18 protein-coding genes and 2 pseudogenes are annotated in these 25,028 nt (G+C 35.3%); 18 read left to right on the top strand and 2 right to left on the bottom strand.

Translation table 11 applies throughout. From position 1 onward, the window contains the following. Positions 1 to 2 precede the first annotated feature (2 nt). From GHI93_RS00995 to GHI93_RS00935, 13 genes and pseudogenes are all read left to right on the top strand, one after another. On the top strand, positions 3 to 2,321 hold the full coding sequence (locus GHI93_RS00995) for an ABC transporter permease (protein ID WP_153494760.1): 2,319 nt from the start codon (positions 3 to 5) through the stop codon (positions 2,319 to 2,321). Between the two features lie 13 nt (positions 2,322 to 2,334). Next, positions 2,335 to 3,435: a hypothetical protein gene (locus GHI93_RS00990; RefSeq protein ID WP_170272355.1), complete on the top strand. Its 1,101-nt coding sequence runs from the start codon at positions 2,335 to 2,337 to the stop codon at positions 3,433 to 3,435. A 114-nt stretch (positions 3,436 to 3,549) separates the two neighbouring features. After that, positions 3,550 to 4,752 (top strand): thiolase family protein, encoded by a 1,203-nt coding sequence (locus tag GHI93_RS00985; protein ID WP_153494757.1) that lies wholly within the window; start codon positions 3,550 to 3,552, stop codon positions 4,750 to 4,752. Between the two features lie 13 nt (positions 4,753 to 4,765). Next, positions 4,766 to 5,209 carry a Zn-ribbon domain-containing OB-fold protein gene (locus GHI93_RS00980; protein ID WP_153494755.1) on the top strand — a complete coding sequence of 148 codons (444 nt, stop codon included), beginning with the start codon at positions 4,766 to 4,768 and terminating at the stop codon, positions 5,207 to 5,209. Between the two features lie 23 nt (positions 5,210 to 5,232). Further along, positions 5,233 to 6,852 (top strand): class I adenylate-forming enzyme family protein, encoded by a 1,620-nt coding sequence (locus tag GHI93_RS00975; protein ID WP_153494753.1) that lies wholly within the window; start codon positions 5,233 to 5,235, stop codon positions 6,850 to 6,852. Between the two features lie 58 nt (positions 6,853 to 6,910). Then, positions 6,911 to 9,955 (top strand): AMP-binding protein, encoded by a 3,045-nt coding sequence (locus tag GHI93_RS00970; protein ID WP_153494751.1) that lies wholly within the window; start codon positions 6,911 to 6,913, stop codon positions 9,953 to 9,955. Between the two features lie 54 nt (positions 9,956 to 10,009). Further along, complete coding sequence (locus tag GHI93_RS00965) at positions 10,010 to 12,802, top strand: beta-ketoacyl synthase N-terminal-like domain-containing protein (protein ID WP_170272354.1); 2,793 nt, start codon at positions 10,010 to 10,012, stop codon at positions 12,800 to 12,802. Further along, positions 12,783 to 13,760, top strand: coding sequence for an ACP S-malonyltransferase (locus tag GHI93_RS00960; protein WP_153494748.1), 978 nt, complete (start codon positions 12,783 to 12,785; stop codon positions 13,758 to 13,760). Before GHI93_RS00965 ends, GHI93_RS00960 begins: the two co-directional genes overlap by 20 nt. A gap of 13 nt (positions 13,761 to 13,773) precedes the next feature. Continuing rightward, complete coding sequence (locus tag GHI93_RS00955; RefSeq protein ID WP_153494746.1) at positions 13,774 to 14,412, top strand: 4'-phosphopantetheinyl transferase family protein; 639 nt, start codon at positions 13,774 to 13,776, stop codon at positions 14,410 to 14,412. Positions 14,413 to 14,544: 132 nt separating this feature from the next. Further along, the gene (gene accD, locus GHI93_RS00950) at positions 14,545 to 15,408 is read left to right on the top strand and encodes an acetyl-CoA carboxylase, carboxyltransferase subunit beta (protein WP_153494799.1); all 864 of its coding nucleotides are present in this window, start codon (positions 14,545 to 14,547) and stop codon (positions 15,406 to 15,408) included. Positions 15,409 to 15,451: 43 nt separating this feature from the next. Beyond that, a pseudogene (gene accA / locus GHI93_RS00945) lies at positions 15,452 to 16,158 on the top strand (carboxyltransferase subunit alpha). A gap of 91 nt (positions 16,159 to 16,249) precedes the next feature. Next, entirely contained in the window at positions 16,250 to 18,034 is a 1,785-nt protein-coding gene (locus GHI93_RS00940; RefSeq protein WP_153494745.1) for an ImmA/IrrE family metallo-endopeptidase, read from the top strand. Positions 18,035 to 18,419: 385 nt separating this feature from the next. Further along, entirely contained in the window at positions 18,420 to 18,713 is a 294-nt protein-coding gene (locus tag GHI93_RS00935; RefSeq protein ID WP_153494743.1) for a hypothetical protein, read from the top strand. 160 nt (positions 18,714 to 18,873) lie between these two features. Here GHI93_RS00935 and GHI93_RS00930 read toward each other — a convergent pair. Further along, positions 18,874 to 20,129, bottom strand: a pseudogene (locus GHI93_RS00930) (IS110 family RNA-guided transposase). Between the two features lie 377 nt (positions 20,130 to 20,506). Here GHI93_RS00930 and GHI93_RS00925 point away from each other — a divergent pair. The 5 genes from GHI93_RS00925 to GHI93_RS00905 all read left to right on the top strand — a co-directional run bounded on the left by GHI93_RS00925 (position 20,507) and on the right by GHI93_RS00905 (position 24,230). Then, positions 20,507 to 20,755: a DNA-binding protein gene (locus GHI93_RS00925; RefSeq protein WP_153494741.1), complete on the top strand. Its 249-nt coding sequence runs from the start codon at positions 20,507 to 20,509 to the stop codon at positions 20,753 to 20,755. A 77-nt stretch (positions 20,756 to 20,832) separates the two neighbouring features. Next, positions 20,833 to 22,140: a tyrosine-type recombinase/integrase gene (locus GHI93_RS00920; protein ID WP_153494739.1), complete on the top strand. Its 1,308-nt coding sequence runs from the start codon at positions 20,833 to 20,835 to the stop codon at positions 22,138 to 22,140. Positions 22,141 to 22,177: 37 nt separating this feature from the next. Then, positions 22,178 to 23,035 carry a ribosome biogenesis GTPase YlqF gene (gene ylqF, locus GHI93_RS00915; RefSeq protein ID WP_153494738.1) on the top strand — a complete coding sequence of 286 codons (858 nt, stop codon included), beginning with the start codon at positions 22,178 to 22,180 and terminating at the stop codon, positions 23,033 to 23,035. Beyond that, positions 23,019 to 23,789 carry a ribonuclease HII gene (locus tag GHI93_RS00910; protein WP_281347466.1) on the top strand — a complete coding sequence of 257 codons (771 nt, stop codon included), beginning with the start codon at positions 23,019 to 23,021 and terminating at the stop codon, positions 23,787 to 23,789. The genes ylqF and GHI93_RS00910 overlap by 17 nt, the downstream gene beginning before the upstream one ends. A 198-nt stretch (positions 23,790 to 23,987) precedes the next feature. After that, a complete protein-coding gene (locus tag GHI93_RS00905) occupies positions 23,988 to 24,230 on the top strand; it encodes a hypothetical protein (RefSeq protein ID WP_153494735.1) in 243 nt (80 codons plus the stop codon). A gap of 12 nt (positions 24,231 to 24,242) precedes the next feature. Here GHI93_RS00905 and GHI93_RS00900 read toward each other — a convergent pair whose 3' ends face one another. Continuing rightward, positions 24,243 to 25,001 carry a mechanosensitive ion channel family protein gene (locus GHI93_RS00900; RefSeq protein WP_153494733.1) on the bottom strand — a complete coding sequence of 253 codons (759 nt, stop codon included), beginning with the start codon at positions 24,999 to 25,001 and terminating at the stop codon, positions 24,243 to 24,245. Positions 25,002 to 25,028: the final 27 nt, after the last annotated feature.

Here is a 25,028-nt window from a genome sequence, read left to right as displayed (position 1 = left end):
CTATGAAAACTATAAAAATTTTACTTCATAAGAATGAGAAAGACTTTAGGCAACAATTTGCTGAACTAAGTTCAATTCTTGTGTTGGCGCTGTTAAGTGTTTTAGTTTTTTCTGGATTATTATCTGCTAGTAACGGAATGAACCAATCATTTAATAAGTGGGACAAGTCTTCAAATATTGCCACAGAATGGATTACCGTTAATAGTAATGGGAACTTGCCTCTGTCAACTTTGAAAGATGATTCGGCAATAAAGGAAGTGCAATCTCAGGTTGTTTCCAATACGTATGTAGGTAAAAGTAGTGAAAAAAAAATAGTTCAAATGACGGTTGCAAATCAAAATTCTATTTCAAAGCCATGGGTTTCTTCAGGAGAGAAATTTAATACTACTGATAAGGGAATTTGGGTTGATAAGAATTTTGCCGAAGCAAATCACTATAAGGTGGGAGCGAATTTACCAATATCAATTAATGGAGTGACGGAAAATTTAAAGATTAAGGGGCTGATTCTTAGCCCAAATTATATCGGATATACTGGGGCAAATGGTGGGATTGTAGCAAATCACCGTCAGTACGGGTACGTACTGACAAATAAGATAACTGTACCTTTTACTGATAATATGATTAATCAAATTCTAGTAATTGGGAAAATGGGATACTCCTCAACAACAATTAAAGAGAGAATAAATCGGATTTTGGGAAATTCTGTAGTTTTTATAGCAGATAGAACCGAGAACAGTAATATTTCTAAGTTTTTGGATAAAGCTTATAGTATTGAAAAGTTGTCAATGATGTTTTGTATCATTCTATTTGCTTTAGTTATACTGACCTTAAATACTACCATGAAACGATTGGTTTCTCATCAGAGAAATATTATCGGTTTGTTCGGAGCACTTGGAATTAAGAAAACGACAATTGTACTGCATTATTTGTTGTATGGTTTAATTCCTACTGCTTTGGGGGGAATGTTAGGACTAGTTATTGGTCCTCTATCAATTGGTAAGTTAATTTTGATTAAGCAAAGACCTCTTTATAATATGCCCTTTTGGTCAATTAAGACCAGCATATATCCCATATTGGTGTTTCTTATTCTAGTATTAATCGGAATTTTGACAACTGGAATTACGGTTAGTTCAGTACTTAGGGAAACACCAGCTCAAATATTACAACCCAAACTGCTATCTGGGGAGAGAAAAAAGTCATCTGGTTTTTGGACAAGTTCTACGTCACTGAAATGGGATTGGAGATGGGTTCTTCGAGATAAGTCACGTTCAAAATCTAAAGAACTTATAGGTATAATAGGGATTTTGGGTGCTTTGATTTTAATCATTGCTAGTCTCGGAATTCAGTATTCACTTACTAAAACTAATAATGACACCTTTGGACAAGTTTTTACATACAAGAATCAAATAAATGTAAATCCTGCTGTTAATAGTAAGGAGTATATTTCTTTAATCAATAGTCTTAATGGAGACCAACAAGAAATAGAGCAGCAAGGTGTTTCTATTATATCTGGTCAAAAAAATATTTTGGCAACTGGAACTATAATGGATAATGGGATTTACTTGAATCTCCCTCTAAGAACGGGAGCAATTGGGAATCCACAGAATAAAAATGGAGTTTACATCTCTAATATGATTGCTACCCAATTAGGAGGAATAAAGGTGGGAACTAATATTAGAATAAGAGGTTCTATGTCCACTAAAGCAATAGTGGCCAGAGTGTTGGGTATAGTACAAATTAGTACACCACAAGGAGTATTTATTAGTAAAAATTTTTGGAAGGCTCAAGGACAAAATTTTGTTCCTACTACAATATATACTTCACAGACTATCAGTAAAAAAGTGAGTGAAAATGCAACGGTATTACAAATTACATCTCTAAAGAAGAATCTTCAAGATGCCAACCAAGTCCTTAGTTCATTTCAAAGTGTTATCATGCTGCTAATTGTCTTCTCAATTTTTCTATGTTGGTTTATTCTTTATAATCTTGGGATGCTTAATTTCACTGAGAGATATAGGGAGTATGCCACTATGAGAATCATGGGATTTCAATTACACGAAATTCGTATGGTAATCATGAAAGATAGTTTGCTGACATGGGGGGTAGGAAGCATCATTGGTATTCCGATGGGATTAGCTTTTCTCACTCAGTATGTGAGCATTGCCAACTCAAGTACAAGTGAATTTTTCACACACATTAGTTTAGCTAGGATTTTCACTGCCCTGTTAATTGTATTCATCAATGTCCTAGTTATCTCATTGTTAGTTTCAAGTCAAGTAAAAAAGATTGATCTTGCCTCTGCTTTAAAGAGTGTAGATTAAAAAGATAGAAAGCGTGGGTAAAATGCTAAAAGCAGGTATTTGTGGAATTGGGGCGTCAGTTCCCAAAAGAAGAATTCTCGTAGAGGATATTATTAGAAATTGGAATAATACTTCTGAGGAATTTGTGAAAAATGGATTAGGCGTAAGGTCAAGAACTGTTCTTGCGAGCGATGAAGATATAATTACTCTCGCTTCAAGGGCAGCAAATCTCAGCCTGAAGGGCTTTGGATTGGCGCCAATTAATCTTGATTCTATTTTCTTTGGAACAGCAACATCATCAGAGCTATTTAGAGGAAATGGAAATATGTTGATGGAAACATTGACTGGAAATTCAAATTATTTCTCTAGTGATATTTTTTCTGCTGATAGATCGGGAACAGCAGCACTGATTACTTCCTTAGGGAATGTTTCCTCTGGATTAAGTCGATACTCAATTATTGTAGGTGGTGATGTTATGTGTCGGCACACAGCGCCAGGTGACTTGCGGGAATCATATGAGGGAGCAGGTGCAGTATCTTGTATTGTTGGCACAGAGAAAGTGATTGCAGAGATTCAAGGGGTTCAAAGTTACAACTCTAACTTTCCTGAAATGGGGAGACCAGAGGATGAAAGATTTATTCGTACTCTGATGCCAATGGAAGAAGGTATTTTGAAGGAAGGGGTCGTTCGGCATGTGTCCAATGCATTGAGCATGTATTTGAAGAAGTACAACAAGACCTTGAATGATTTTGATGAAATCATTTTGCCTCAACAGTACCCAGGTGAGGTATTTCAGTTGTCAAGTGTTTTGCAAATTCCAAAAGAGAAAGTTAGAAATTCAATTTTTTCTGAGGAGATTGGTGATACTGGCTCTGCTTCGCCTTTGTTTGCACTCATGAAAACTTTAGAAAATATTGAGGAACATAAACATATTCTGCTATGTAGTTATGGGCACAACTCGGGTGCAGATGTTATTGGACTTGAAACTACTGATGAGTTGCTTAAACATCAGGGGACTATCAAAAAGAATTTTGAAGAAATCTTTAATAAAACTATCATGACAAACTACTCTGAATCATTGAAACTAGAATATAAATTGGTAGCCCCAAATGTTTCAATTGGTACTTTCAACTAAAAAATCGCAAAGCAGCTGCTTTGCGTCACGTTCCAGTCTAGAGCTTGGTAATTGGAAGACTGGAACGCGACGCAAACTTCCCAAAGCTAATTAAAAAAGAAAGAAGATATTAAAATGACTAAACAGAGAGTTGCTATTATTGGTACGGGGGTGGTGAATAATCCCGGAATTGCACATCCAGATAAGGGATTTAAACAATTGTTAACAGAATCGGTATATAAAGCCATTGCTGATGCCAATATAAAACCAACTGATATCCAAGGATCATCATTTTCCTACACTGGAGAAAGTGAGGTTGGGCATGGAGGAATTTCTGCAACACTAAATGACGCACTGTCACTTTCGCCAATTCCAGGTTTCATCAATTGCTCAAACTGTGCCAGTGGTCATACAGCCTTTATGCAAGGTTGCGATATGATTGAAAGTGGAGAATATTCATGTGTACTTGTTGCTGGTTTTGAAAAATCAACAGATGTACTTCCATTCTTTGATTATGCGCTGATTAGCTCCGATTCAATGTATGATTATAATCTGGGGTATTCACATATTGATGCTGTTTTGATGCAAAATGAGTATTATTCTAAATATGAAATAAGTCAAGAAAAAAGGAAACAAGGTCTACTGGCTTACGCACAGTTTGCTAGAAAGATGGGAAGCAAAAATCCCGTAGCCCATTTTTTCGGGAAAAAAGTCCCTAGTTACGATGAGTTAGAAAAACTACCGTTATTTGGTAGTTTCATGAAAACTGGGGAAGGATCAGCAGCAATTGTATTAGCGAGTGAGGAATTTGCACAGAAAGTGTCACAAAAACCAGTGTTTGTTCAAGGAAGATCTTATATTACGACATCGCATTATATAGGTCACCGATATGATTCTAGTTTATTAAATGGGATTGACGATGCTCTATTGAGCGATGCTGGGAGCGGTCTTCCATTGAAAATAGCTTGTGACAATGCATATAAGCAGGCTGGAATTACTGCAGATGATATTGATACGATTGGTGTTTATGATCAATTTTCTAGCGAATTTGTTTCATTGGAAGCCGCGGGAATTTGTGAAGAAGGTAAAGCTATTGACTTTATTTTATCAGGTGGTGGTGATATTGATGGTAGAGTTCCAATAAATACAGATGGAGGAAATATTGGTAGGGGGTTTGCAGGTGGAACTGCTGGTATTTATCCTTTAGTCGAAATTGTTAAGCAGCTAAATGGTACTGCGGAAGGATACAAAATTCCAAAACCAATTAAATACGGTATGTCCACTTATATTGGGGGAGGATTTGCCCACAATGTTGCTGTAATTTTAACCAATAACTAAGGAGAAAAATATTATGTCAAATCAATTTCCAGAACAATTAAGTAACCCAACAATTGAATCAACCTTGAGGCAATGGCATGAGTATGATGGATTACATCGTTTGGTAGGTACAGTTTGTAATGACTGTGGAAAGAAATTTTTTCCTAAAAGATTTGTTTGTGCTAATTGTCATTCATTAAATGTTTTACCTTACCAATTCAGTGGGAAAGGAGTTATTGTTAATTTTGATTATCAGTTCTTGCCCCCTGTAAAAATATTAGGTTTTAGAGAGGAACTCAACAGGGTAATGATTGTGGTAAAGCTAGAAGAAGGACCAACAGTAGTATCAGAATTGGTAGATGTTTCAAATCCAGATGAAGTTAAAAATGGGGCAGAAGTACATATGGTTATTAGAAAAATAGCTAGATCTAATAATTCAGATTACAAATATGCCTATAAATTTGAAATTGAACCCTAAAAGGAATTATAGGAGAGTAAGGTATGACTATGATCAACAAAAATATCAAAGAAGTATTAGAAACAATTTCCAGAAGAAAAAGTGTTATCTTTTCATTCCCAGATGAGCAAAAGAAGATGACTGGAGAAGAGTTATTTAAAAAGGTAAAAGAAGTTGAGGTTGCACTAGTCGGACTGAGATTAAAAAAAGGTGATCATATCGGTTTATTGATGGAAAACCGCAGCGAGTGGATTTTGTTGGCATTAGCGGCAGGAGCGTTGGGAATTGTAATAGTACCGATTAATGTTGAAGTTAGTGAGAGGTCATTATCTTATTTTGTGGAAAAAGGGAAAATTAAAGCTTTATTTTGTAGTGCAGAATACAAAGAAGGAACATTGGTAAAGATTGTGGAAAAACTTTTTTATGAGAATCAGAAATTTTCCAAAATTGAAAGCATATTTATAGCCGAAACCAATGGGTATTATAATATTGGGAAAAACTGGGGGCAATTTATGAGAGAAAATGAAGATATTTTGTTTAGTGAATTACCCATAGATAGTAACGAGACTTGGATTATGCACTTCACATCTGGTACAACTGCTCTACCAAAAGCTGTACCAATATCTCAATTCAGTGCTTTGAATGTCGCTATATCTTATGGGGAAATTCTCAGATTAAATGATAATGATATCATCCTTCAGGTATTACCGTATTTTCATTGTATTGGAAGCATTTTGGGAGTTCTCCCTTCAATTCTTTTTGAGAATAAGACAATAATTCTGAAAAAATTCGAACCTACCAAAGCAGTTGAATATCTAATTAAAGAGATGTGCACGGTTATTTTGGGTGTACCCACGATTTTTTTATCAATGATTAATTGTCCTAATTATAATAGTGAGAAGACGAATTTTCTTAGAATTGTTGGAATAGGTGGTGTGGGATGTCCAAGTAAAATTTTTGATTTATTATCTAGGAAGTTTCCTTATTCTAAAATCATGTGTGCATATGGCTTGACTGAAACATCTTCTATGATATTGGCCCCTGCTTTAGAAGATGATTATCATACTTGCAAGAATTCAGTTGGGAGACCTATTGAAGGAATAGATTTAAAAATAGATTATCAATCTTCAAAGAAAAGTGGAGAATTATTAGTAAAAGGCTATTGTGTACTTAAGTCGTATATAGATGATGATGATTGTACTCGTAAATCAATTGATTCGAAAGGATGGTTCCACACGGGGGATGTTGCTCAATATACAGAAAATGGATGCGTAAAAATTTTAGGAAGAATGAATGATATGATTGAAAAAGCTGGCGAAAAAATCTCGCCCCAAGAGGTAGAGGCGGCTTTATATGAAGTTATAGACAACGCCAATATTTGTGTTATAGGAGTGCCAGATTCCAAATATGGAGAAGAAATCATAGCTTTTGTTGAAATGAGTCAAGCCGAAAAAATTAGGCGTAAAATAATTGATGAATATGATGAAATCAATGAAAAAATTTTGGAGAAGATAATGAAGTTTGAACTTCCAAAGTTTATTGTCTTTGTTTCAGAATTTCCAAGAACGCAATCGGGTAAAATACGAAAGGGCGAATTGAGGAAATTTTTTGAAAAAGGGAAAACGGATAAAATCATATTCAATGAAAAACAAATTCTGGATTAAAAAATTAGTATCATAGAAAAACAAAAATGGAGACGTTATAGTCTAAAAGGAAATAATTATGGCTAACATATTTAAAGCGACACCACTTCAGCAGCAGATATTTAGTTTTCAGAAGATTAATCCTGAAAATGCTGCCTATAATCTTAACTATTGTTTTAAAATTGAAGGAAAAATCAATATTCATAAGTTTGAAAAAGCAGTACATGAAACTGTTAATTCGCATCGTAGTTTAACTTCAAACTTTGTTATTCATGGGGATAGCTTATTCCGGCAAGAAAATAATTCTGCTTTGAAAGTAGAAATACAAAATTTTTTGGAGTCTGAGGAAAAGGATGTATTAAAACAGATTACGGTAGAGTCTAATACTCCTGTTGATATGGAAAGCTTTCCTCTTACAAAAGTGAAATTGTATTGCAATTCTCAAACTACTTTCTTTTATATTAAAGTCCACCACTCTATCTTTGATGCGTTAAGTTTAGATGTTATACTTGATGAAATTAAAAGTAAGTACCTAAGAGAGGAAGGTGCTGAAGAAGGTATTTATTTAGATAGTACACTCGAAATTAAACAGGCTGATAATATCAAAGAAGAAGCTATTCAATATGAAAAATACTTGTTTAATGGAGAAAAAGGTTTTGCAACAAAAAATTTAGAATTTGATAATACGAAAGCATTTGAGAGCACAAGTTCAATTTCTATGAATAAAGTAGAAAAAATGTCTAGATTCTATGGAGTTTCGACGTTTTGCATAATATTGGGAGTTTATTGTTATGTCCTATCACAAATAACATATTCTGAGGAGGTATCACTAGGAGTTCCATTTGGGAATAGAAGTGAAAAAATGGAAAAGGCAGTTGGATTATTTGTGAATACGTTACCTTTAAAAATTACCATTAAAGGTGGCGAAAGCTTTTTAGAATATATTAATCGCTTGAATAACACTTTATCCAATTTAAAAAGATATCAATCAGTAGATATAATTGGTAGTCAAAACCAGATATTCGAACAAAGCTCAGAATTCTTACCAATTAATTCAACTATAACCTATTATAATCATTATCAATCTTTTTCATTTCCAGATCTTGTTGTTAGAAGAATTGAGATAAAGAATAATAATTTGATGTTCCCAATAAGCATAAAATTTGAAAAGTATCATGAACAGTTATTACTTCATACTTCCGTTATGTCGTTATTTTCGGAAATTGACTTTGCTGAAATTTACTCTCAAATATTTTCTCAAATTGAAGGCATCCCTGATATTCTTATTGGAAATCTGAGATTATTATCAGAACCGCAAGAACGCAAAGTTAGTGAGGAAATTAATTCAAAAAGTCGAGATTATCGATTTGACGGAAAGACAGTTATAGATTTGTTCAAGCAATCTGTTGCTGCAAATGGAAATAGAGTAGCTGTTAGTTATGAGAATGTTAATATTACCTATAGAGAATTAGACATTATAAGTAACAGGCTAACGAATACGCTATTAAAACGCTTAAGCAATAAATATGTAGTGGTTTCTATCCCATTAAGTGACAAATTAATTCCGCTGTTATTGGCTATTCTCAAGGCTGGTAAGATTTATGTTCCTATTGATAAAAATATGCCAGAAGATAGAAAAAATCTTATTTTTGACTCTTTGGAAGATTTAAATTTAATTGGGGATGAGAAAATAACGGGTAAAAATAATAAGTTTTCTTTTACTTTAGAAGAACTGGTAAAACTATCTGAAAATGTTCCCGAAGAGAAAAATGTTTATTGTAAGCCAAGTGATACTGCTTATGTTTTATTTACATCAGGTTCGACTGGTATTCCTAAAGGAATTCAGGTAACCCACCAAAATATACGTTCCTTATTTTTAGCTGCAAATCAAGAATTCGATTTTTCTAATAATGATATTTGGACGATGTTCCATTCCTACAGTTTTGATTTTTCATTATGGGAAATATTTGGGCCACTTACTACTGGTGGGAAGCTAGTAATAGTACCTTCAAAAGTGAAAATCTATCCAGATGCTTTCTGGGATATTCTAAAACAAAATAGAGCTACTGTTGTTTCTCAAACGCCATCGGCGTTTGCCAATTTATTGAGATATGAAGCGTCTCAAGATACTCATATATTAAAAAACATTCGGTATTTTTTCCTTGGCGGAGAATATATTTCGTATAATTCGATAGAACCCTGGAAAAACTTTTATAAAGATTCAAATTTAAAATTTATTGGAGGCTATGGAGTTACGGAAGCTGCTGTCATTTCGTTCTGCAAAGAAATTGATGATAAGCATAGAGACGTAGATGTCATAGGGAAGCCTCTTCCGAATACTCATGTTTTTGTTAGAACAATAACCGGTCAAGTTGCACCACGAGGATTCTTGGGCGAAATTGTTTTATCTGGGGAGGCCGTAGGTACTGGATATTATAATAACGAAGAAAAGGGAAGAAGAGTATTTAAAAAAGAGAATATTCTATTTAAAGAGAACACCTTCTTTACTAATGATCTGGCTATATTAGATAAGAATTTTGAGATGATTTATGTGAGTAGAGCTGATAAGCAGGTCAAAATTAGTGGTCATAGGATAGAACTGGGAGAAATAGAAAATGCAATTAATAGTTACTCAAACTGTGAAGCTTCGGTAGTTATTCCTCATGCATTTTCAAAGAATGATGTTCGACTGATAGGATATTATATCTCTTCGGAAGGAAAAATAATTGATAAAGATGATTTAAAAAAATTTTTGCAAACAAAATTACAGAGGTATATGATTCCTCAATTTTTATTGGAAATTGAGGAAAAACCATTGACTATCAATGGCAAATTAGATACATCTTCACTTCCTATTCCAAACATATCCGTCTCTTCAAATAATGAACACATAAAAACTTCCGTTGACAGAGTGATTGATATTTGGGAAAAAGTGGTTAATCAGGAAAATATAACGGCAGATGATAAGTTTTTTGAAGTTGGGGGATCGTCATTGCTAATAACTGATGTTTATTATAGAATTTTGGAAGAATTTCATCTAACTGGAAAAGAGGTTAGTATGGTCGACTTATTTGAGTATAGTACACCAAAAGAAATTGCTGATTTCTTAGATGATCTGATTTAACTACGATGGAAAAGAAACCTAAATGAAAACTTATATTGGATTGAAGGTATGATAATGGAAAAAATTGCTGTAATTGGAATATCTGGAATTTATCCAGATGCTGATAGTCCTGAAAAGATGTTTGAAAATTTGCTAGCTGGGAAAAATTCTGTGCGTTTTCTCACTAGACGAGAATTAAAAAAATCTGGCATAGAAGATTCAGTTTTGGCTGAAGAAAATTACAAAAATTATGGAACAACAATCAATAATTACAAAAATTTTGATTATAAGTTTTTTGATATGACACCATTTGAAGCGAAGTTAACAGACCCACAGCAAAGAATTTTTTTACAGTGCGCATTTCAAGCCCTTCAAGATGCAGGATATGATCCATTTGATGTGCAGGAAAAGATGGGGGTATTCGGCTCTGAATCTAGTGCACTATACTTACAAAAAAATATTATTTTTAGTAAGTATTATAATCCAGAACGGTACGATTATCCAATTGTACTGGGGAATGATCCTGATTCTTTATCGACAAGAGTATCGTATAAATTTAATTTACAAGGTCCGAGTCTTACTGTGCAGAGCGGTTGTTCCTCGTCTTTGGTTGCATTAAATTATGCAATACAAAGTATAATATCAGGGGAATGTTATTCATCATTGGTTGGTGGAGTAAGTCTAAGGCTTCCTCAGCCAGCTGGTTATTTCTATACGGAGGGTTCTACATTTTCTAAAACAGGAATAATTTCTCCTTTCAGTAAAGAAGCTGATGGAATGGTGGTTAGTAGTGGTTGCAGCATGGTAGTAGTAAAAAAGCTAGATGATGCTATAAAAGATCATAACTATATTTACGGAATAATAGAAGGAATTGGTGTAAATAATGATGGCAATCAAAAAGTCGGATATACGGCTCCTTCAGTAAAAGGTCAGGTAGGTGCAATTAATATTGCTTTAAAGAAGGCAGGAATAAGTTCCTCTGATATAGATTATATTGAAATGCACGGAACAGGTACAAGCATAGGGGATCCAATAGAATTTCGCTCTATAGTTCGAGGCTATGGAAAGTCTGTAGGGAAAAAAGTATATTTAGGATCTATAAAAGCAAATATTGGACATTTAGATGCGGCAGCTGGCTTAACTGGAATGGTTAAAGATTTGCTAATTCTAAAAAATCGAATTATACCAAAACAAATCAATTTTACCAGTAGTAATGAGAACATTAACTTAACCGAAAATGGTTTTGACATTTGCACTTGTAATAAAAAATTGAATTCGGGGAAGCACTACGTGGCATTCACTTCGCTAGGGATAGGAGGAACGAATGTTCATGGAATTTTGTCAAGCTATCAAAATGAACAGACCGCTAATATTAAAAGTGAATTCTTGATTCCTGTTTCTGGACAAAATCAAAAATATCTAAATCAAGAACTTTTACTTTTGGCAAGTTATTTAAAAAGAAATACTGGTATTTCGATTACGGATATCGGCTATACCATGTTCAGAAGATTATCAAGGCAGCCATTCAGAACTTACTTTGTAGTAGAAAATATTAATGAGCTTTTGGAAAGCGTCACAAAGTACATTATGGAGGAAAACGATAAAAATAGGAAAATAAATGAACTAGGAGAGGAATGGATCAAAAATGGAAGAAAGTCAGTATTAGTTTCGCAAATTCCAGAAGGAAATATTATTCCACTTCCAAGTATAAGGTTTTTGGGGGAAGAATTGTGGGTTGAATCTGAATCGAAGAAGCAACCTTTAACACTCAATGTTAGTGAAGTTTCTAACAGAGGAACTGATACTCTGAGCAAAATTCTAAATATTTGGGCGGAAAATATAGGGAGATATGTAGAACCAGATGAAGTTTTTTCTGAAATAGGAGGGGAATCCCTCACTGCAGTGATGATTATAGGTCAAATAAACACAGAATTATCACTTCATTTGAATCCAAGTTTACTTCAAACGTATGATACTCCAAATAAAATGAACGACTATATTTCTGAGATTGTGGAGGAAAAGAATAAGGAAGATAATGTGGTACTGCTCAATAAAGGAACAAAAAATATAAGTATGTTCCTAATCCACCCAGCAGGAGGAAGTATATTTTGCTATGAAAAACTTCTCAGAGGAATTGATACATCAATAAGCATTTATGGAATTAGTTATCCTGAAAATATTTCTCCTCAGAATTCAATTGATAAACTAGCTAAGATTTACGCTAATCAAATAAAGAAAGTTATTTCCGACAAACAAAATAAGATTATTCTTGGAGGATATTCATTTGGAGGTAATGAGTCCCTATCTGTGATGAAAGAATTAAATGATATGGGGTATAAGGTCTCTAAGATAGTCATGATAGATAGCATTGTTCCAGAAGCATATTCAGAAGCCAAATTGGCAAAGCAAGATTATATTAATAAATTCCCCGAGATTTGGCAGTTTATAATGGGAGCTGCTTCCTCTGGAGATTTACAACTTAAAGAGAAATTTGATAATATTAATCAGGCAATTAGGTATTCAAGAAAACAACATCAAATTCCTGATACTATTTCTGATGAAATGGTGGAAAGGCTGTTCTCAATTTGGACTGCGAATCATAAAGTCCTTTCTGAGCAAGTCTTACCGACTGACTTAGATGTAGAGATAACTTTGTTTTATGCTACAGAGAAATTGTCATATGATCTGTATTCATTTACGTATATGAAACCTTATGAAGCTGATGAATGGAGAAAATATTCAAAAAGATTAAAGGTTATATACGTTGATGGAAATCACTATTCTATGTTCGGAGAGCAAGAAAAATTGAAAAAATTACAAAAACAATTTCAAGAGGTGTTACATAATTATGAAAAAATCGAATATTGATAAGGGAAAAATAGGAGTACTTTTTGATGGGCAAGGGGGTCAACATATGGCAATGGGACAAGATTTCTTTAATAATTGCCCCAACATATCGTATTTTTACGAGACTCTGGCGAATAAATTAAAAATTTCAACAGAAGAGCTATTTAATATGGGGGAAGAAAAGGTAAACGAAACCTATTACGCTCAACCACTAATTTTTACATTTGAAAGTGTAGTTTCTTCTTGTCTGAAAGAAGATTTATCTAAAAGTGGAACAGAAGTAGAATTTTATTCTTATGGATTTAGCTTGGGATTGTACAGCTCTTTAATTATGGACGAAAGCAACGATTTTAACGAATTAATAGATGTAGTAATTCATAGGGGACAATATATGGAAGAGGCCTGTAAAAAATGTGAACAGACTATGGCAGCCACTTTTACGTCAGAAGTACCAATTGTGGAGTACGTATGCTCTCTATTCTCTAAAGAAGAGTTGGCTATAGCTAATTTTAACTCTCCTAAACAGATTGTGATTGGTGGGAAAAAAGTTGCAGTCGAAAAAGCAATTAAATTGTTTGAGTGCTTAGGAATAAAATCATCTCTTTTAAATGTTCAAGGAGCTTTCCATACCCCTTTGATGAATACAGCGTTCGATAGTTTCCAAAGATATTTAAGAAGCAGAACAAATAAATTAAATATCCCTTCTGATAAAGTAATCATTGATGAAGCAATTAAAGATTATATGGGGGAAATCAATGATTTATTGTCAGAACAAATAAGAAAGAGAACGAATTTGAATATGGCCGTTCATGAAATGTTAGAAAAAGGTGTAAGAACGTTTGTTGAGATAGGTCCTTCGAGGCCAATTTCAAGATTTGTCGAACAGATATCACCATCAAGCCGCATACTTAGTATCAATGATTTAGCAAGTTTTAATTCTTGTATTAAATATCTGACAGAAAATATAACAGAAAAGTGAAAGTTGAGATACTATGGAGCAAAGTACTTTGATTTTCTATACCTTGTTAAATAATGATATTGTTACTGTAGATAAGGGAAAATTGGTCAACTTACAGAGTGATTTTAGTAAAAGACTATTATCAGTAGCTTTTGATTATAGCTTTTCAGATATAAAAAAGGGGAAAATCTTAAAGGCTGGGTATTTTGGAAAGCCAGAATTTTCAGACATAACAAAAGAAAAGTTTTCTATATCTCACTCATCTAATTTAGTTTTAGTTGTAAAGGACAAAGACGAAATAGGATTAGATATCGAGAAAATACGTCCCTTAAACTTAAACTATATTAAAAATGCTTTTGATAATGAGGAATGGGAGAAAATAGAAAAAGAAAGAGAAGATTTAAGAGTTAAAATGGTACTTCAATTCTGGACAGCTAAGGAAGCCACATTGAAGTTAATTGGTACGGGGTTATCGGTTAGCCCCAAAATGATTCGCTTGATTTTTAAAAATGGAAAAATTGTCGGAAGCTCAATAGATAATAAAAAAATTATATTAACTACGATAAAGTTTTTTGAGGGATATGTTGGCTGTGTTGCTCATTATAGTTATGATAAATCAAAAAATTGTACTTTTAGGTATATTAGCTTTGATAAATTAATGGCAATGAAGTAGGTTAAAGATTTTTTAAAAGAAAGTAAAACTAATAAGGAGATAAAATTTGCAATAAATTCAAAAAGCACTGTGAAAGTGAGTATGGGAAACTATGAAATGTTTTCTCATCAGGGCATGATGGAGGGAGGTAAAATGGTTCATTTCCGAGAAAAGCATAATATAAAGATAAAACCGAGAGATTATGAGAATGATGTATTATTAAACCTCCCACATGTTCCAGACAAAATGTTTATAAAATGCCCTCATTGCAAGTGCAGCATTTATAGTGGAGATATAGGTATCGAAAAAATTTGTCCCAAATGTAGTTATAACTTTCGTATAACAGCCAGTGAAAGGTTGAAAATCACTGTTGATATTGATAGTTTTAATGAACTTTTTGAAGGAATAAAAAGTGATAATCCAATTGGATTTCCAAATTATTTAGAAAAGCTAGAAGAACTCAGAATGAAAACAGGATTGGATGAGGCAGTCCTTACTGGTAAAGCATCCATTGATGACCAGAAAATATTAATTGGAATTATGGACAGCCGATTCATTATGGGATCAATGGGAAGATTAGTAGGAGAAAAAATTACAAAACTTTTTGAATTGGCAACGGTAGAGCACTTACCAGTTATTATTTTTACTGCATCGGGAGGTGCTAGAATGCAAGAAGGGATTATTAGCTTAATGCAAATGGAAAAGATTTCTGCGGCGGTTCAAAGGCATTCTAGTGCAGGGTTACTTTATATATCAATATTAACTGACCCAACGACAGGGGAAGTGACTGCTAGCTTTGCTATGCAAGGAGATATAATTCTAGCAGAGCCAGGGGCACTAATTGGCTTTGCGGGTAAGCGAGTAATCAACGAGACTCTTCGTCGGGACTTACCTGAAAATTTTCAAAAGTCTGAATATCTATTAGAACATGGATTTGTTGATACAGTAATGGATAGAAAGCAAATGAAAGAAACACTGTCACTGCTACTATCTTTGCATTCGAAAGGAAAAAAGTGAGTAAAATTAATGATGTCTTGAAAAAGCGAAATCACTAGATAGAATTTCTATTCGCGAGATTATTGATAACATTTTTACAAATTTTTTTGAGCTGCACGGAGATAGAGATTTTAAAGATGATCTTTCTATCGTTGGGGGATTGCTCTTTTAAACGGAACCCCTGTCACTGTAATTGGGATCCAAAAGGGGAAAAATTTAGATGAAAATTTAAAAACAAATTTTGGACAACCAACTCCGAGTGGCTACCGAAAAGCTCTGCGACTGATGGAACAAGCTGAAAAATTAAATAGACCAATTATCACGTTTATTAATACTGCAGGAGCATACCCAGGTATAGAAGCAGAGGAACATGGGCAGGGAGCCGCAATTGCACGTAACTTGTTTGAGATGAGTAAATTGACTATACCCGTCATTGCCGTTATAATTGGAGAGGGAAGATCTGGAGGAGCGCTTGCATTAGCGGTAGCTAACAAAGTGTTAATGTTAGAGAATGCTATTTATTCAGTAATTTCTCCAGAAGGATTTGCAACGATATTGTGGAAAGATAAAAGCAAATTTGAGGAGGCTGCGAAAATTATGAGAATAACAGCAGGTGAGTTGTTAGAAATGGAAGTGATTGATTGTGTAATTCAAGAAGAACATCTTTTTGATACTTTGAAAACAAAGTTATGTTTTTATCTCGGAGAATTAGAAAAGTTAACGCCAGAAGAATTGCAAAAAGAACGATATCAAAGATTTAGAAAATTCTAAGATGAAGTACGGCAAGAATTTTTTGAATTGGCTTTTATTATTCTTGCATATATAAAATTATAAATATAACTTCTTGCAAAGGAAGAGAGTCATGGAGAAATATATTTCGTTCACGCAATATATAAAAAAACATTTTTTGTCCGCGTTACTTAACGCAGTGAATACTCATCTGGAAGAGACCAGTCACGATTCATTACAAGATTTAGAGGTTCGCACGGTTTACGTAGAGGATGCACCTTTTATGCGGCTAAACTTTGATGTGGTGGTTGTCGCAAAGCTTGTGATGGGGGAAAATCTTTTTGACTCTTGGTTGCGGATTTCTTGTACAGGGGATTTAGAAAAGCGGTTAGAAGATTTTCGGATTTTATCTATTTCTGCTTATCAAGGGAAACCTTCTTACCAAAAACCGTTATCCGATACTTTACTTCCTTATCTTCATCGCAACCAGCTTGATATCGTTGCGAGTGGTATTATCAAACAGTATTATCCTGAAGCTTTGATAAATAATCAGGCGTTGGATTCGATGAAGCTTGCTCAAAATTTAGGCTTAGGCATTAAAATGCGAAAGCTCAGTAAAGGAGGGGAAGTTTTTGGGGAGACAATCTTTACAGATACCAAAGTAGAAATTTATGACAAAATTTCTGATGGTATGGTGGAGGAAGAGATTAAAGGTGGCACCATTCTGATTGACCCCAGCCATTATCTCACGCGAAATTATGGTGCCGTCAATAATACGATTGTCCATGAATGTGTCCATTGGTTGTTGCACCGCAAGGCTTTTACCCTTGCTCGACTTTTTCAACCCAAAATGCGCTTTCTAAGGAGCTCTTTCAGTAATAAAACGACCCTAGACTGGATTGAGTGGCAAGCTAATACGCTAACACCAAGACTTCAAATGCCACTTGTCCCTTTCAAGGATAAAGTGCTAGAACTACAAGGAGTTTATAACTACCTCAATGGTGAGCAATCAAATTTGATTGGCGAAATGATTTATGTCATTGATAGTTTGGCTAACTTTTATCACGTCTCAAAAATGGCCGCTAAAATTCGATTACTTGATGCAGGTTTTGAGGAGGCACGCGGTATTTACAAATATGTGAACAATCATTATGTGCAGCCTTATGTTTTTAAACGTGATGTACTGTCTCCAACGCAGACGTTTGCGATTTCTTTAGAGGGTGCAATCCGCCAAAGTGCGACCAATAAGGAACTTCAGGAGAAACTTGGAACAGGAAATTATCTATATGTGGATTCCCATTTTTGCTTGAATGATCCGAAATATCTCCAAACGAATAAGTTTGGAAGGTTGGAATTGACAGAGTATGCGCGACTTCACATGGATGAATGTTGCTTGATTTTTGAATTGGTTGTCCAAGATAAGAAAACGAACACTTGTTTCGATGAAGTGCTCTATCGGGACGCCAATCAAGAAATTCGTTTTGAAGCTCACTTCATCAATAAGAAAAACGTGGACGAAAAGTACCTTATTCGTAATCGCATGATTGAACTTCAAAAGCTGGCAATGTCTCTGCCTGGGAGCTTTTCAGGAACCGTTTCAAAATTGATAGAATGGTCTGGGTTAACACTCGCCAAAGTGGAGGAACAGTCCTTGATTAGTGAGCGGACGCTTTATCGGATGCGAACTGATGAAAATTATAATGTCTCGCTTGAATTGATACTTCAGCTGTGTATTGGGCTACATTTGCCACCAGAAATTAGTGATATTCTTCTTTCACGGTCAAGCAAACGCTTAGGGAATATGGAACTGCACTTTCTCTACCGTTTTCTACTCAACTGTTGCTATACCAGTACCATCTTTGAGTGTAATAACATCTTGGAAGCGCAGGGGTTTAGTCGGCTGGGCAAAGAAAGTTAAAAATTTTTTAGTTTATCCGCCACCCGATGGCGGATTGAAAACCTATAATAGCAAGGATTACAGAGCATTTCTCTTTTGAGAAGTGCTCTTTTTGGCGTGGTTGAGCCAACAGTATCCGCCATGTGATGTCCTGTTCATTTGTTTTTATATCGCTAAAATAGAATGTAGAGAAGGGATAATACTTTCTCTCATCGTGAATATCAAATCTGTAAGGCAAAACTTACAAGCGGGAGAGAGCCAAGGACTGCGCCCGCTATAAAAAAGCACCGTTATCATATTTTGTACAAATGTTCCGATGGAGAAAATCAAAAGAAATTTTGATTGCGGGTTCGATTCCCGTCATTTGTATTCTTCGAAGAAAATCACAATAGGAAAAGAGAATATTATGAACTACTACGAACAACAATTAGAGCGTTTCCGTCGGAATTTCAACTTTAGTTTTAAGATTTATGAGGGGAGACCTTTGGAGCAGAAGACGCTTTGCCTGCAAATGAAAGATAAAGTAGAGCATTTTCGGATTCCAAAGAACTTTGCCATGCACTATCGTACTCGTCAACAGCTGGTTAATTATATTCAAGATGCTTATTTTGAAGTCCAAATTCAAGAGAAAGCTGGCAAATATGGTAAGGCAAACACTAAAATGCAACACGAACGACCGAACAAAGCGTTACGGAATTAAAAGAAGATTCTTCAAATTGCTCAGAAAGTCTAGTGGTAAAAAGTCAAATATAAAGTCGTTAAATTCTGAGTGAAAATCTTGGAAAAAGACAACACGAAAGAATCCAGTGAAATTTGACAAATTTTCACTAGGCTAATTTAAGGAAATTGTGCAGATAAAACTAATTATCTTCCATAAGACTCCTTGGTGGCGTATAGAGTTGGTGGTTGCGTAGTAGCACATCCACCGGACGCACTAATTTTCTAGCAGTTAAGACGATGGCACGTTTGTGATGATGTTTAGGTACTTCATGATATTTCTTCTTGTAAAAGGTTTTGTATTCGTCATCGTGTCGTCTGACCGAGTTGGCGGCTTCAACTAAGTAATAGCGCAGATAACTATTGCCTCTTTTAACAAGTGAAGTATTTTGTGAGGAAGAATTACCAGATTGTTTTTCTTTCCAGTTTAAACCTGCATATTTAGCAAGTTGAGGATGGTCTTTGAAGCGTTCAATCTGCCCAATCTCAGCGATGATGCCTGCAGCGTAAACTTTACCGATACCAGGTACACTTGTTAAGCATTGATATTCAGGAATAACTTCCCCATCTCTTCTATGGCTCTGTCAATGTCCTTAATCATCTTGTCTAAGCTGCGAATTTCACGAGCAAGAAGACTGAGCACAATGTCTACAGACTCTTGATGAACTTGGTTTAAACGATAGGAACCGTTAATGGCTTTCTTTATGACCTTAGCAAGTTTCTCAGGGTTCTTGAATCGTCCATGTTCAATCTTTTGAAGGAGTTCAGCGAAATCTTCCAAGGGAGTTTCAGCGAGTTCATCTAGCGTATAATCTTCGGTCATCAGTGTGATGATTGTTGCACTATACAAGCTAGTACTCAAGTCATCGTCATTTTTCAACTCGGACGGAAGGGTATCATACTTATAGTAAATATTTTCTGTAAAGTGCTGCTTGGTTGTGACCATTTGTTCAATAAGCTGAAGTCGTGTTCGTGTGAGGTGTTGAAGCGCAAGATATTTCTCTTCTTTGAGTATTGATGGAGTGAACCTTTCAATGCGGAAGTAATCTGCGATGTAAAAAGCATCCAGCGTATCATTCTTATTTTCTTCAAACGCTTCACGGTATCGCTTAATTTTATTGGGCTGCTCAATCATAACTTCGGTGTGAAGTAACTTCAAATCGTTATCCTCATTGAAAAACATAGCGGGATGAAAGCTATACAAATTTGTGGCTTCCATTCCGATAACAATCCGTTCAAAGTGATTAATTTCGTTAAGTTTTAGGACTTGTGACTTAATTTCAGAAGCACCCACTAAATCATTTGATAATGACTTAGTGAAAGTGACTGAGTTATCACTGAGCATAATACAAACATCTAACTTTTGCGAGCTGACATCTAAACCGACAAAACATTTCATTTGGAAGGTCTCCTTTCTATGAATTTGGAATGTTTCTTGACTACTGTAAGATTTCCCAGAAACACGTTGAACCAACAGCCTCGCATAAGAGAATTCAAATCACCTAGATACTTACCGCCTGCTCTCTACTAGGAGCAGAGTACCATCAGTGGAAACAGCTAGAGAGTTGGAAGTAGGGACAGCGCTTGGGTAACAGACTTTCTAACGAAGACTAAGCAACAGGAAAAAACAGAAACATCCATGAGTCCATTCCATAAAGAAATTATAACTCTAAGTTTCTGAGAAATGTTGCAATAGTCAAAATAACAAACAATAAAAATTGAAACAATTTGGGACTGAAATATGCCCATATACTTATATCACGAGGATAAAAAAAGATGAAAATAAATTATGTCCCAGTTGCTGGTAGTATTGCTGAGTGGGGAAATAAAGAAGCGGTTTTAAAGCGTTATGAAGGCTTGAACATTTATACCCTAAATCGCTGGCTTGCTGAGATGCGAAATAATAAGCAATTTGGAAGAGGCGTTATTAATCCAACTCATAAATTAGTTTGGATAAATTTTGAAGTCTTTGAAGAATTTCTATATTGGAAGCAGCATGGCTATGCACGAATTAAAGACAAATAGGGCTAAAAATGATAAAATGGAAGAGCTAGTTGGATTCTATTTTACCTTTTTTCATGTTTTGATTGAAAGGATAAAATATGTATTTTGAACAAAGAAAACATAAGAATGGAGAAATTTATTTTAAGGCGATAGAACGTTATATTGATCCATTAACAGAAAAGTATAAGCGGGCATCGGTCATTTTCACTTCAGATACATCGCGAGGACGAGCGAAGGCAGTCCGTGATCTGGATGAAAAGATTGATAAATTAATCAAAGAACGCCAAGAGCAGTTTCAAGGTCAGGCTATGAAGACGTTTAGTGATTTAAAAACCTCATGGTTCGAGACTTGGCAAACAACGGTAAAACATCAGACTGTTAATCGGGAAATTCTTGTCATTAGCAGGCTCTCAGAATTGATTTCGGACGATATTCTCTTATCAAAGATTACTCCTTTGCTGATTCAAAATTATCTGAGGCAGTACAAAGAGAAGTATCATTCAACCCACTCCACTATGCAGCATATTAAATGTACGTTGAATAAAATATTTGACTACGGTGTATTACACAATGCTATTCCATTTTCGCCGTCACGGGTGGTGAAATTAAATGCGACTGTTAGTGAGAAAAGAGACAAGAAAAAACGTTTGGAAGAAAAATTCATGAACGAACAAGAGGTTGGTGCACTTTTGTCAGAACTTCGAGGACGTCGGAATCAGAATTATTATGATTTAGCACTTTTCTTGATTGGCACGGGTTGCCGAATTGGTGAAGCTTCTGCTTTGACAGCTGCAGATATTGATTTTAAAAATCGATTGGTTACGATTGATAAGTCTTTACAAGCACATGATTTGAGGGTGAAAGATTTTTATTTAGACACAACGAAAACGGAAGCTGGTGATCGTATTGAGAAATTACCAGAGTTTGTGATTGAAGCGATCAAACGTGTTATTCAAAGAAATAATAAATTTGAAGCTCATTGCAAAGAGTCACCACATGATGTGTTTAAAAAGTTTGATTTTTTGTTTCGGACTGAATATGGTGCGCCAATTACGTCACATAGCTATAGAGAAATACTGGGACGTGTCAATAAAGCGTTGAGAGAAAATTGTAAAGAAAAATATGGCTTTGAATGGACAAAAAATGCGGTTCCGCATAGTTTTCGACATATTCATATTTCAGTCTTGCGAGATGATCCGAGTATTCCGCTCAAAGAAGTACAGGAACGTGTCGGACATATACAAGAAGAAACGACAAATGGTTACACACATTTACTTTCGCATGGTCAAGAAAGGTCAGTAGTCGCCATCAGTAGATTTGTAGAAAAATTGGGTGTTAAAAAGCAAAATAAGGCATCATCAAATCTTGCCCCCATTTTGCCCCCAATGGGGAAAAACAAAAAGTAAAAGGCTGTAAGCCTTGGTATATAAGGAGTTAGAGAAAATGGTTACAATTCAGTGGTTTCCGGGGCATATGTCCAAAGCCCGTCGTCAGGTGCAGGAAAATTTGAAATATGTGGATTTTGTGGTGGAACTTGTGGATGCGCGTGTACCGATGAGTTCAAGAAATCCGATGTTAAGTAAAATAATTGACCGAAAGCCTCGTATTGTAGCGCTTAATAAGGCAGATTTGGCTGATCGTGTGCGTGTTCAGGAGTGGTTGGATTTTTTTGAGAAAAAAGGAGATGTGGCGCTTGCGATTAACTCAAAAGAAGATTATACTTCAAAGCGTTTGACCGTTGCGGCAAAGCGTTTGATGGCGGATAAAATTGCACATGATTTGGAGCGAGGGATTCAAAGTAAATCTTTGAGAACAATGATTGTTGGAATTCCTAATGCTGGAAAATCGACATTAATGAATCGTTTGGCAGGAAAAAAAGTTGCAGTAACCGGAAATAAGCCAGGAGTAACGAAGGGACAACAATGGTTGCGTACGAATCCAGATTTGGAAATTTTGGATACACCTGGGATTTTGTGGCCTAAATTTGAAGATGATAAAGTAGGATTGAAATTAGCTTTGACCGGTGCAATTAAAGATCAACTTTTGCCAATGGACGAAGTGACGATTTTTGGGTTGCGCTATTTTTTGGAAAATTATCGGTCAGTGACGATGAAACGTTTTCGGATGACAGAAGATGATTTAGCGTTGGAAATTCCAGATTTGATTATGGCGCTGACAGCGCGTTTTGGTTTTCGTGAGGATTATGATCGGTTTTATGAACTGTTTATCAAGGATGTCCGTGATGGGCGTTTGGGGACTTATTGTTTAGATAAGGTGGCAGATGATGGTTCAGACAATTAAGGAAATTAAAAACATACTGTCAGTACTGACAGAAATTCATTCTCCTGTTTTTGATCAATTTTTGCATGATGAGCGCACAGGGGTTCAAAAATTAATCGTGCAAAGAAAAAAACAACTCCAAGCGATACAAGATGAAAAGACAAGGTTAGATCAGATGCTTGTTTTTGAGCGGATGTGTTATCAAAATGGTGTGGATTTTGTTGCTGGGGTCGATGAAGTTGGGCGTGGTCCACTTGCAGGGCCAGTGGTTGCTGCAGCAGTAATTTTACCTAAAAACTGTGAAATTATAGGTTTAAATGACAGTAAAAAAGTGCCTAAACAAAAGCATGTCGCACTGTATCAAGAAATCAAAAAAAAGGCGCTCGCAATTGGGATTGGTCGCGTGGAGCATACTGTGATTGATGAGATTAATATTTATGAAGCAACAAAAGTCGCCATGCTTCAAGCGCTTGAGCATCTTTCGATTGTGCCGCAACATGTTTTGATTGATGCAATGGTGCTTGAGATGCCAATCGCTCAAACAAAGATCATTCATGGGGATGCGAAGAGTTGTTCAATTGCTGCAGCGAGTATTGTCGCAAAAGTGACGCGTGATGAGCTGATGCGTGCTTATGATGAAAAATATCCAGGCTATGATTTTGCACAGAATGCTGGATATGGGACTGCAAAACATTTGTCAGCACTGACAGAATTAGGAATAAGTCCAATTCATCGGTTGTCTTATGAGCCGATAAAATCAATGCGTCACAACTGAAGAAAAAATCAAAATTTTCGGTTTTTTACCGAATATATTGAAATAAAAACGCTTTATTTTCATTAAAGCGTTTTTATTTTGGAAAACAGATTGAAAAATAAGTCATCATCTGTTAAAATAGCTTTGTAATATTTTTATGAGATGAAAGGACATTCACTAAAATGTGAAGCTGATTTTTAAAATCAGGGACAAAAAGCGATGAATATTGAGCTCATTAAACGAATGATGGATGAAGTCAATGAAAATGGTTCTGCCAAATATCGTGCTTATCTGCTCAAAAAAACAGGTCAAGCCTTTGAACTATGGATGAATCAAAAACTAATGGCGAAATTTATTGTCACAGGTTATGAACAAGGTTTTCTTGAATCAAACACCTCAAAAACGGATTATCAAATCAAAACGGTGGCGTCATTTGAGGCATATTTGAAAGGACAGTACTAAAAAAACCGCGATTCACGGTTTTTTTTGCTCGTCAAAATAGCGATCCATCAGCTCGATTTTGAGTGATGAAAGTTCAGAAAGTGGCGCAGTCAATTGACTTCTGAGAAAAATCTTGTCCTCGATGGTGACAATGCCTAAATAGCTGACTTGTGGATAATTACTGTTCACGGCGAGCATTTTTGCTTTGACAGCAGGTAGGCTGTCAGTACTGACAGGAATGTCCAACAAGACACTTCGCTCTTGATAAGAAAAATTTTTGAGGGATTCGATGTTGCGGTTTGGGATGAATGCGGTTGCCCCATCATTTGAAATCAGTGTGATTGAGCGAATACCGACGGCTTTAACCACACCTTCAATCTCTAAATTTTCAAATCGAATTAAATCGCCAACATTCACTTGATGCTCAACGATAATGAAAAAACCGTTGATCATATCGGCCACTAAGTCTCGTCCTGCAAAACCAAGTGCGACACCAAATATTCCAGCACCAGCGAGAATATTTCCAACAGGAATGCCAAAAATTCCTAAAACAGTATAGACATATAAAAATCCTGTCAAATATTGAACTGCAGATGTAGCAAGTCTGCCAAACGTTAGAATTCGAGCAGTATCTGTACTTTTTCTTTCACTGTAATTTTTGAAAAGTTTGCGCACGATTTTTAGTGCGACACGGTTGAGAATGAGAAAAAGTACGGTGATCCACAAGAGCTCAATGGCCCGATTAAAGAGTAAAGTGCCAAGTGATTCCCAATTGAGATTTAAATATTTCATTGTTTTTCCTAATTTTCTGAATTTTTT

Origin of the sequence: Lactococcus hircilactis (genome assembly GCF_009601015.1) — a bacterium.
Lineage (GTDB): Bacteria > Bacillota > Bacilli > Lactobacillales > Streptococcaceae > Lactococcus > Lactococcus hircilactis.
Note: the sequence above shows the minus strand (reverse complement) of the source record. Positions and strands in the feature narration are given on the sequence as shown.

What these genes read in the sequence shown, in the direction of transcription:
- GHI93_RS00955 (WP_153494746.1), top strand. Translation starts at nt 13,774, where the DNA reads ATGGAGCAAAGTACTTTGATTTTCTATACCTTGTTAAATAATGATATT.
- GHI93_RS00920 (WP_153494739.1), top strand. Translation starts at nt 20,833, where the DNA reads ATGTATTTTGAACAAAGAAAACATAAGAATGGAGAAATTTATTTTAAG.
- GHI93_RS00940 (WP_153494745.1), top strand. Translation starts at nt 16,250, where the DNA reads ATGGAGAAATATATTTCGTTCACGCAATATATAAAAAAACATTTTTTG.
- GHI93_RS00980 (WP_153494755.1), top strand. Translation starts at nt 4,766, where the DNA reads ATGTCAAATCAATTTCCAGAACAATTAAGTAACCCAACAATTGAATCA.
- GHI93_RS00935 (WP_153494743.1), top strand. Translation starts at nt 18,420, where the DNA reads ATGAACTACTACGAACAACAATTAGAGCGTTTCCGTCGGAATTTCAAC.
- GHI93_RS00985 (WP_153494757.1), top strand. Translation starts at nt 3,550, where the DNA reads ATGACTAAACAGAGAGTTGCTATTATTGGTACGGGGGTGGTGAATAAT.
- GHI93_RS00995 (WP_153494760.1), top strand. Translation starts at nt 3, where the DNA reads ATGAAAACTATAAAAATTTTACTTCATAAGAATGAGAAAGACTTTAGG.
- GHI93_RS00960 (WP_153494748.1), top strand. Translation starts at nt 12,783, where the DNA reads ATGAAAAAATCGAATATTGATAAGGGAAAAATAGGAGTACTTTTTGAT.
- accD (WP_153494799.1), top strand. Translation starts at nt 14,545, where the DNA reads ATGGTTCATTTCCGAGAAAAGCATAATATAAAGATAAAACCGAGAGAT.
- GHI93_RS00975 (WP_153494753.1), top strand. Translation starts at nt 5,233, where the DNA reads ATGACTATGATCAACAAAAATATCAAAGAAGTATTAGAAACAATTTCC.
- GHI93_RS00925 (WP_153494741.1), top strand. Translation starts at nt 20,507, where the DNA reads ATGAAAATAAATTATGTCCCAGTTGCTGGTAGTATTGCTGAGTGGGGA.
- GHI93_RS00905 (WP_153494735.1), top strand. Translation starts at nt 23,988, where the DNA reads ATGAATATTGAGCTCATTAAACGAATGATGGATGAAGTCAATGAAAAT.
- GHI93_RS00910 (WP_281347466.1), top strand. Translation starts at nt 23,019, where the DNA reads ATGGTTCAGACAATTAAGGAAATTAAAAACATACTGTCAGTACTGACA.
- GHI93_RS00900 (WP_153494733.1), bottom strand. Translation starts at nt 25,001, where the DNA reads ATGAAATATTTAAATCTCAATTGGGAATCACTTGGCACTTTACTCTTT.
- ylqF (WP_153494738.1), top strand. Translation starts at nt 22,178, where the DNA reads ATGGTTACAATTCAGTGGTTTCCGGGGCATATGTCCAAAGCCCGTCGT.
- GHI93_RS00970 (WP_153494751.1), top strand. Translation starts at nt 6,911, where the DNA reads ATGGCTAACATATTTAAAGCGACACCACTTCAGCAGCAGATATTTAGT.
- GHI93_RS00965 (WP_170272354.1), top strand. Translation starts at nt 10,010, where the DNA reads ATGGAAAAAATTGCTGTAATTGGAATATCTGGAATTTATCCAGATGCT.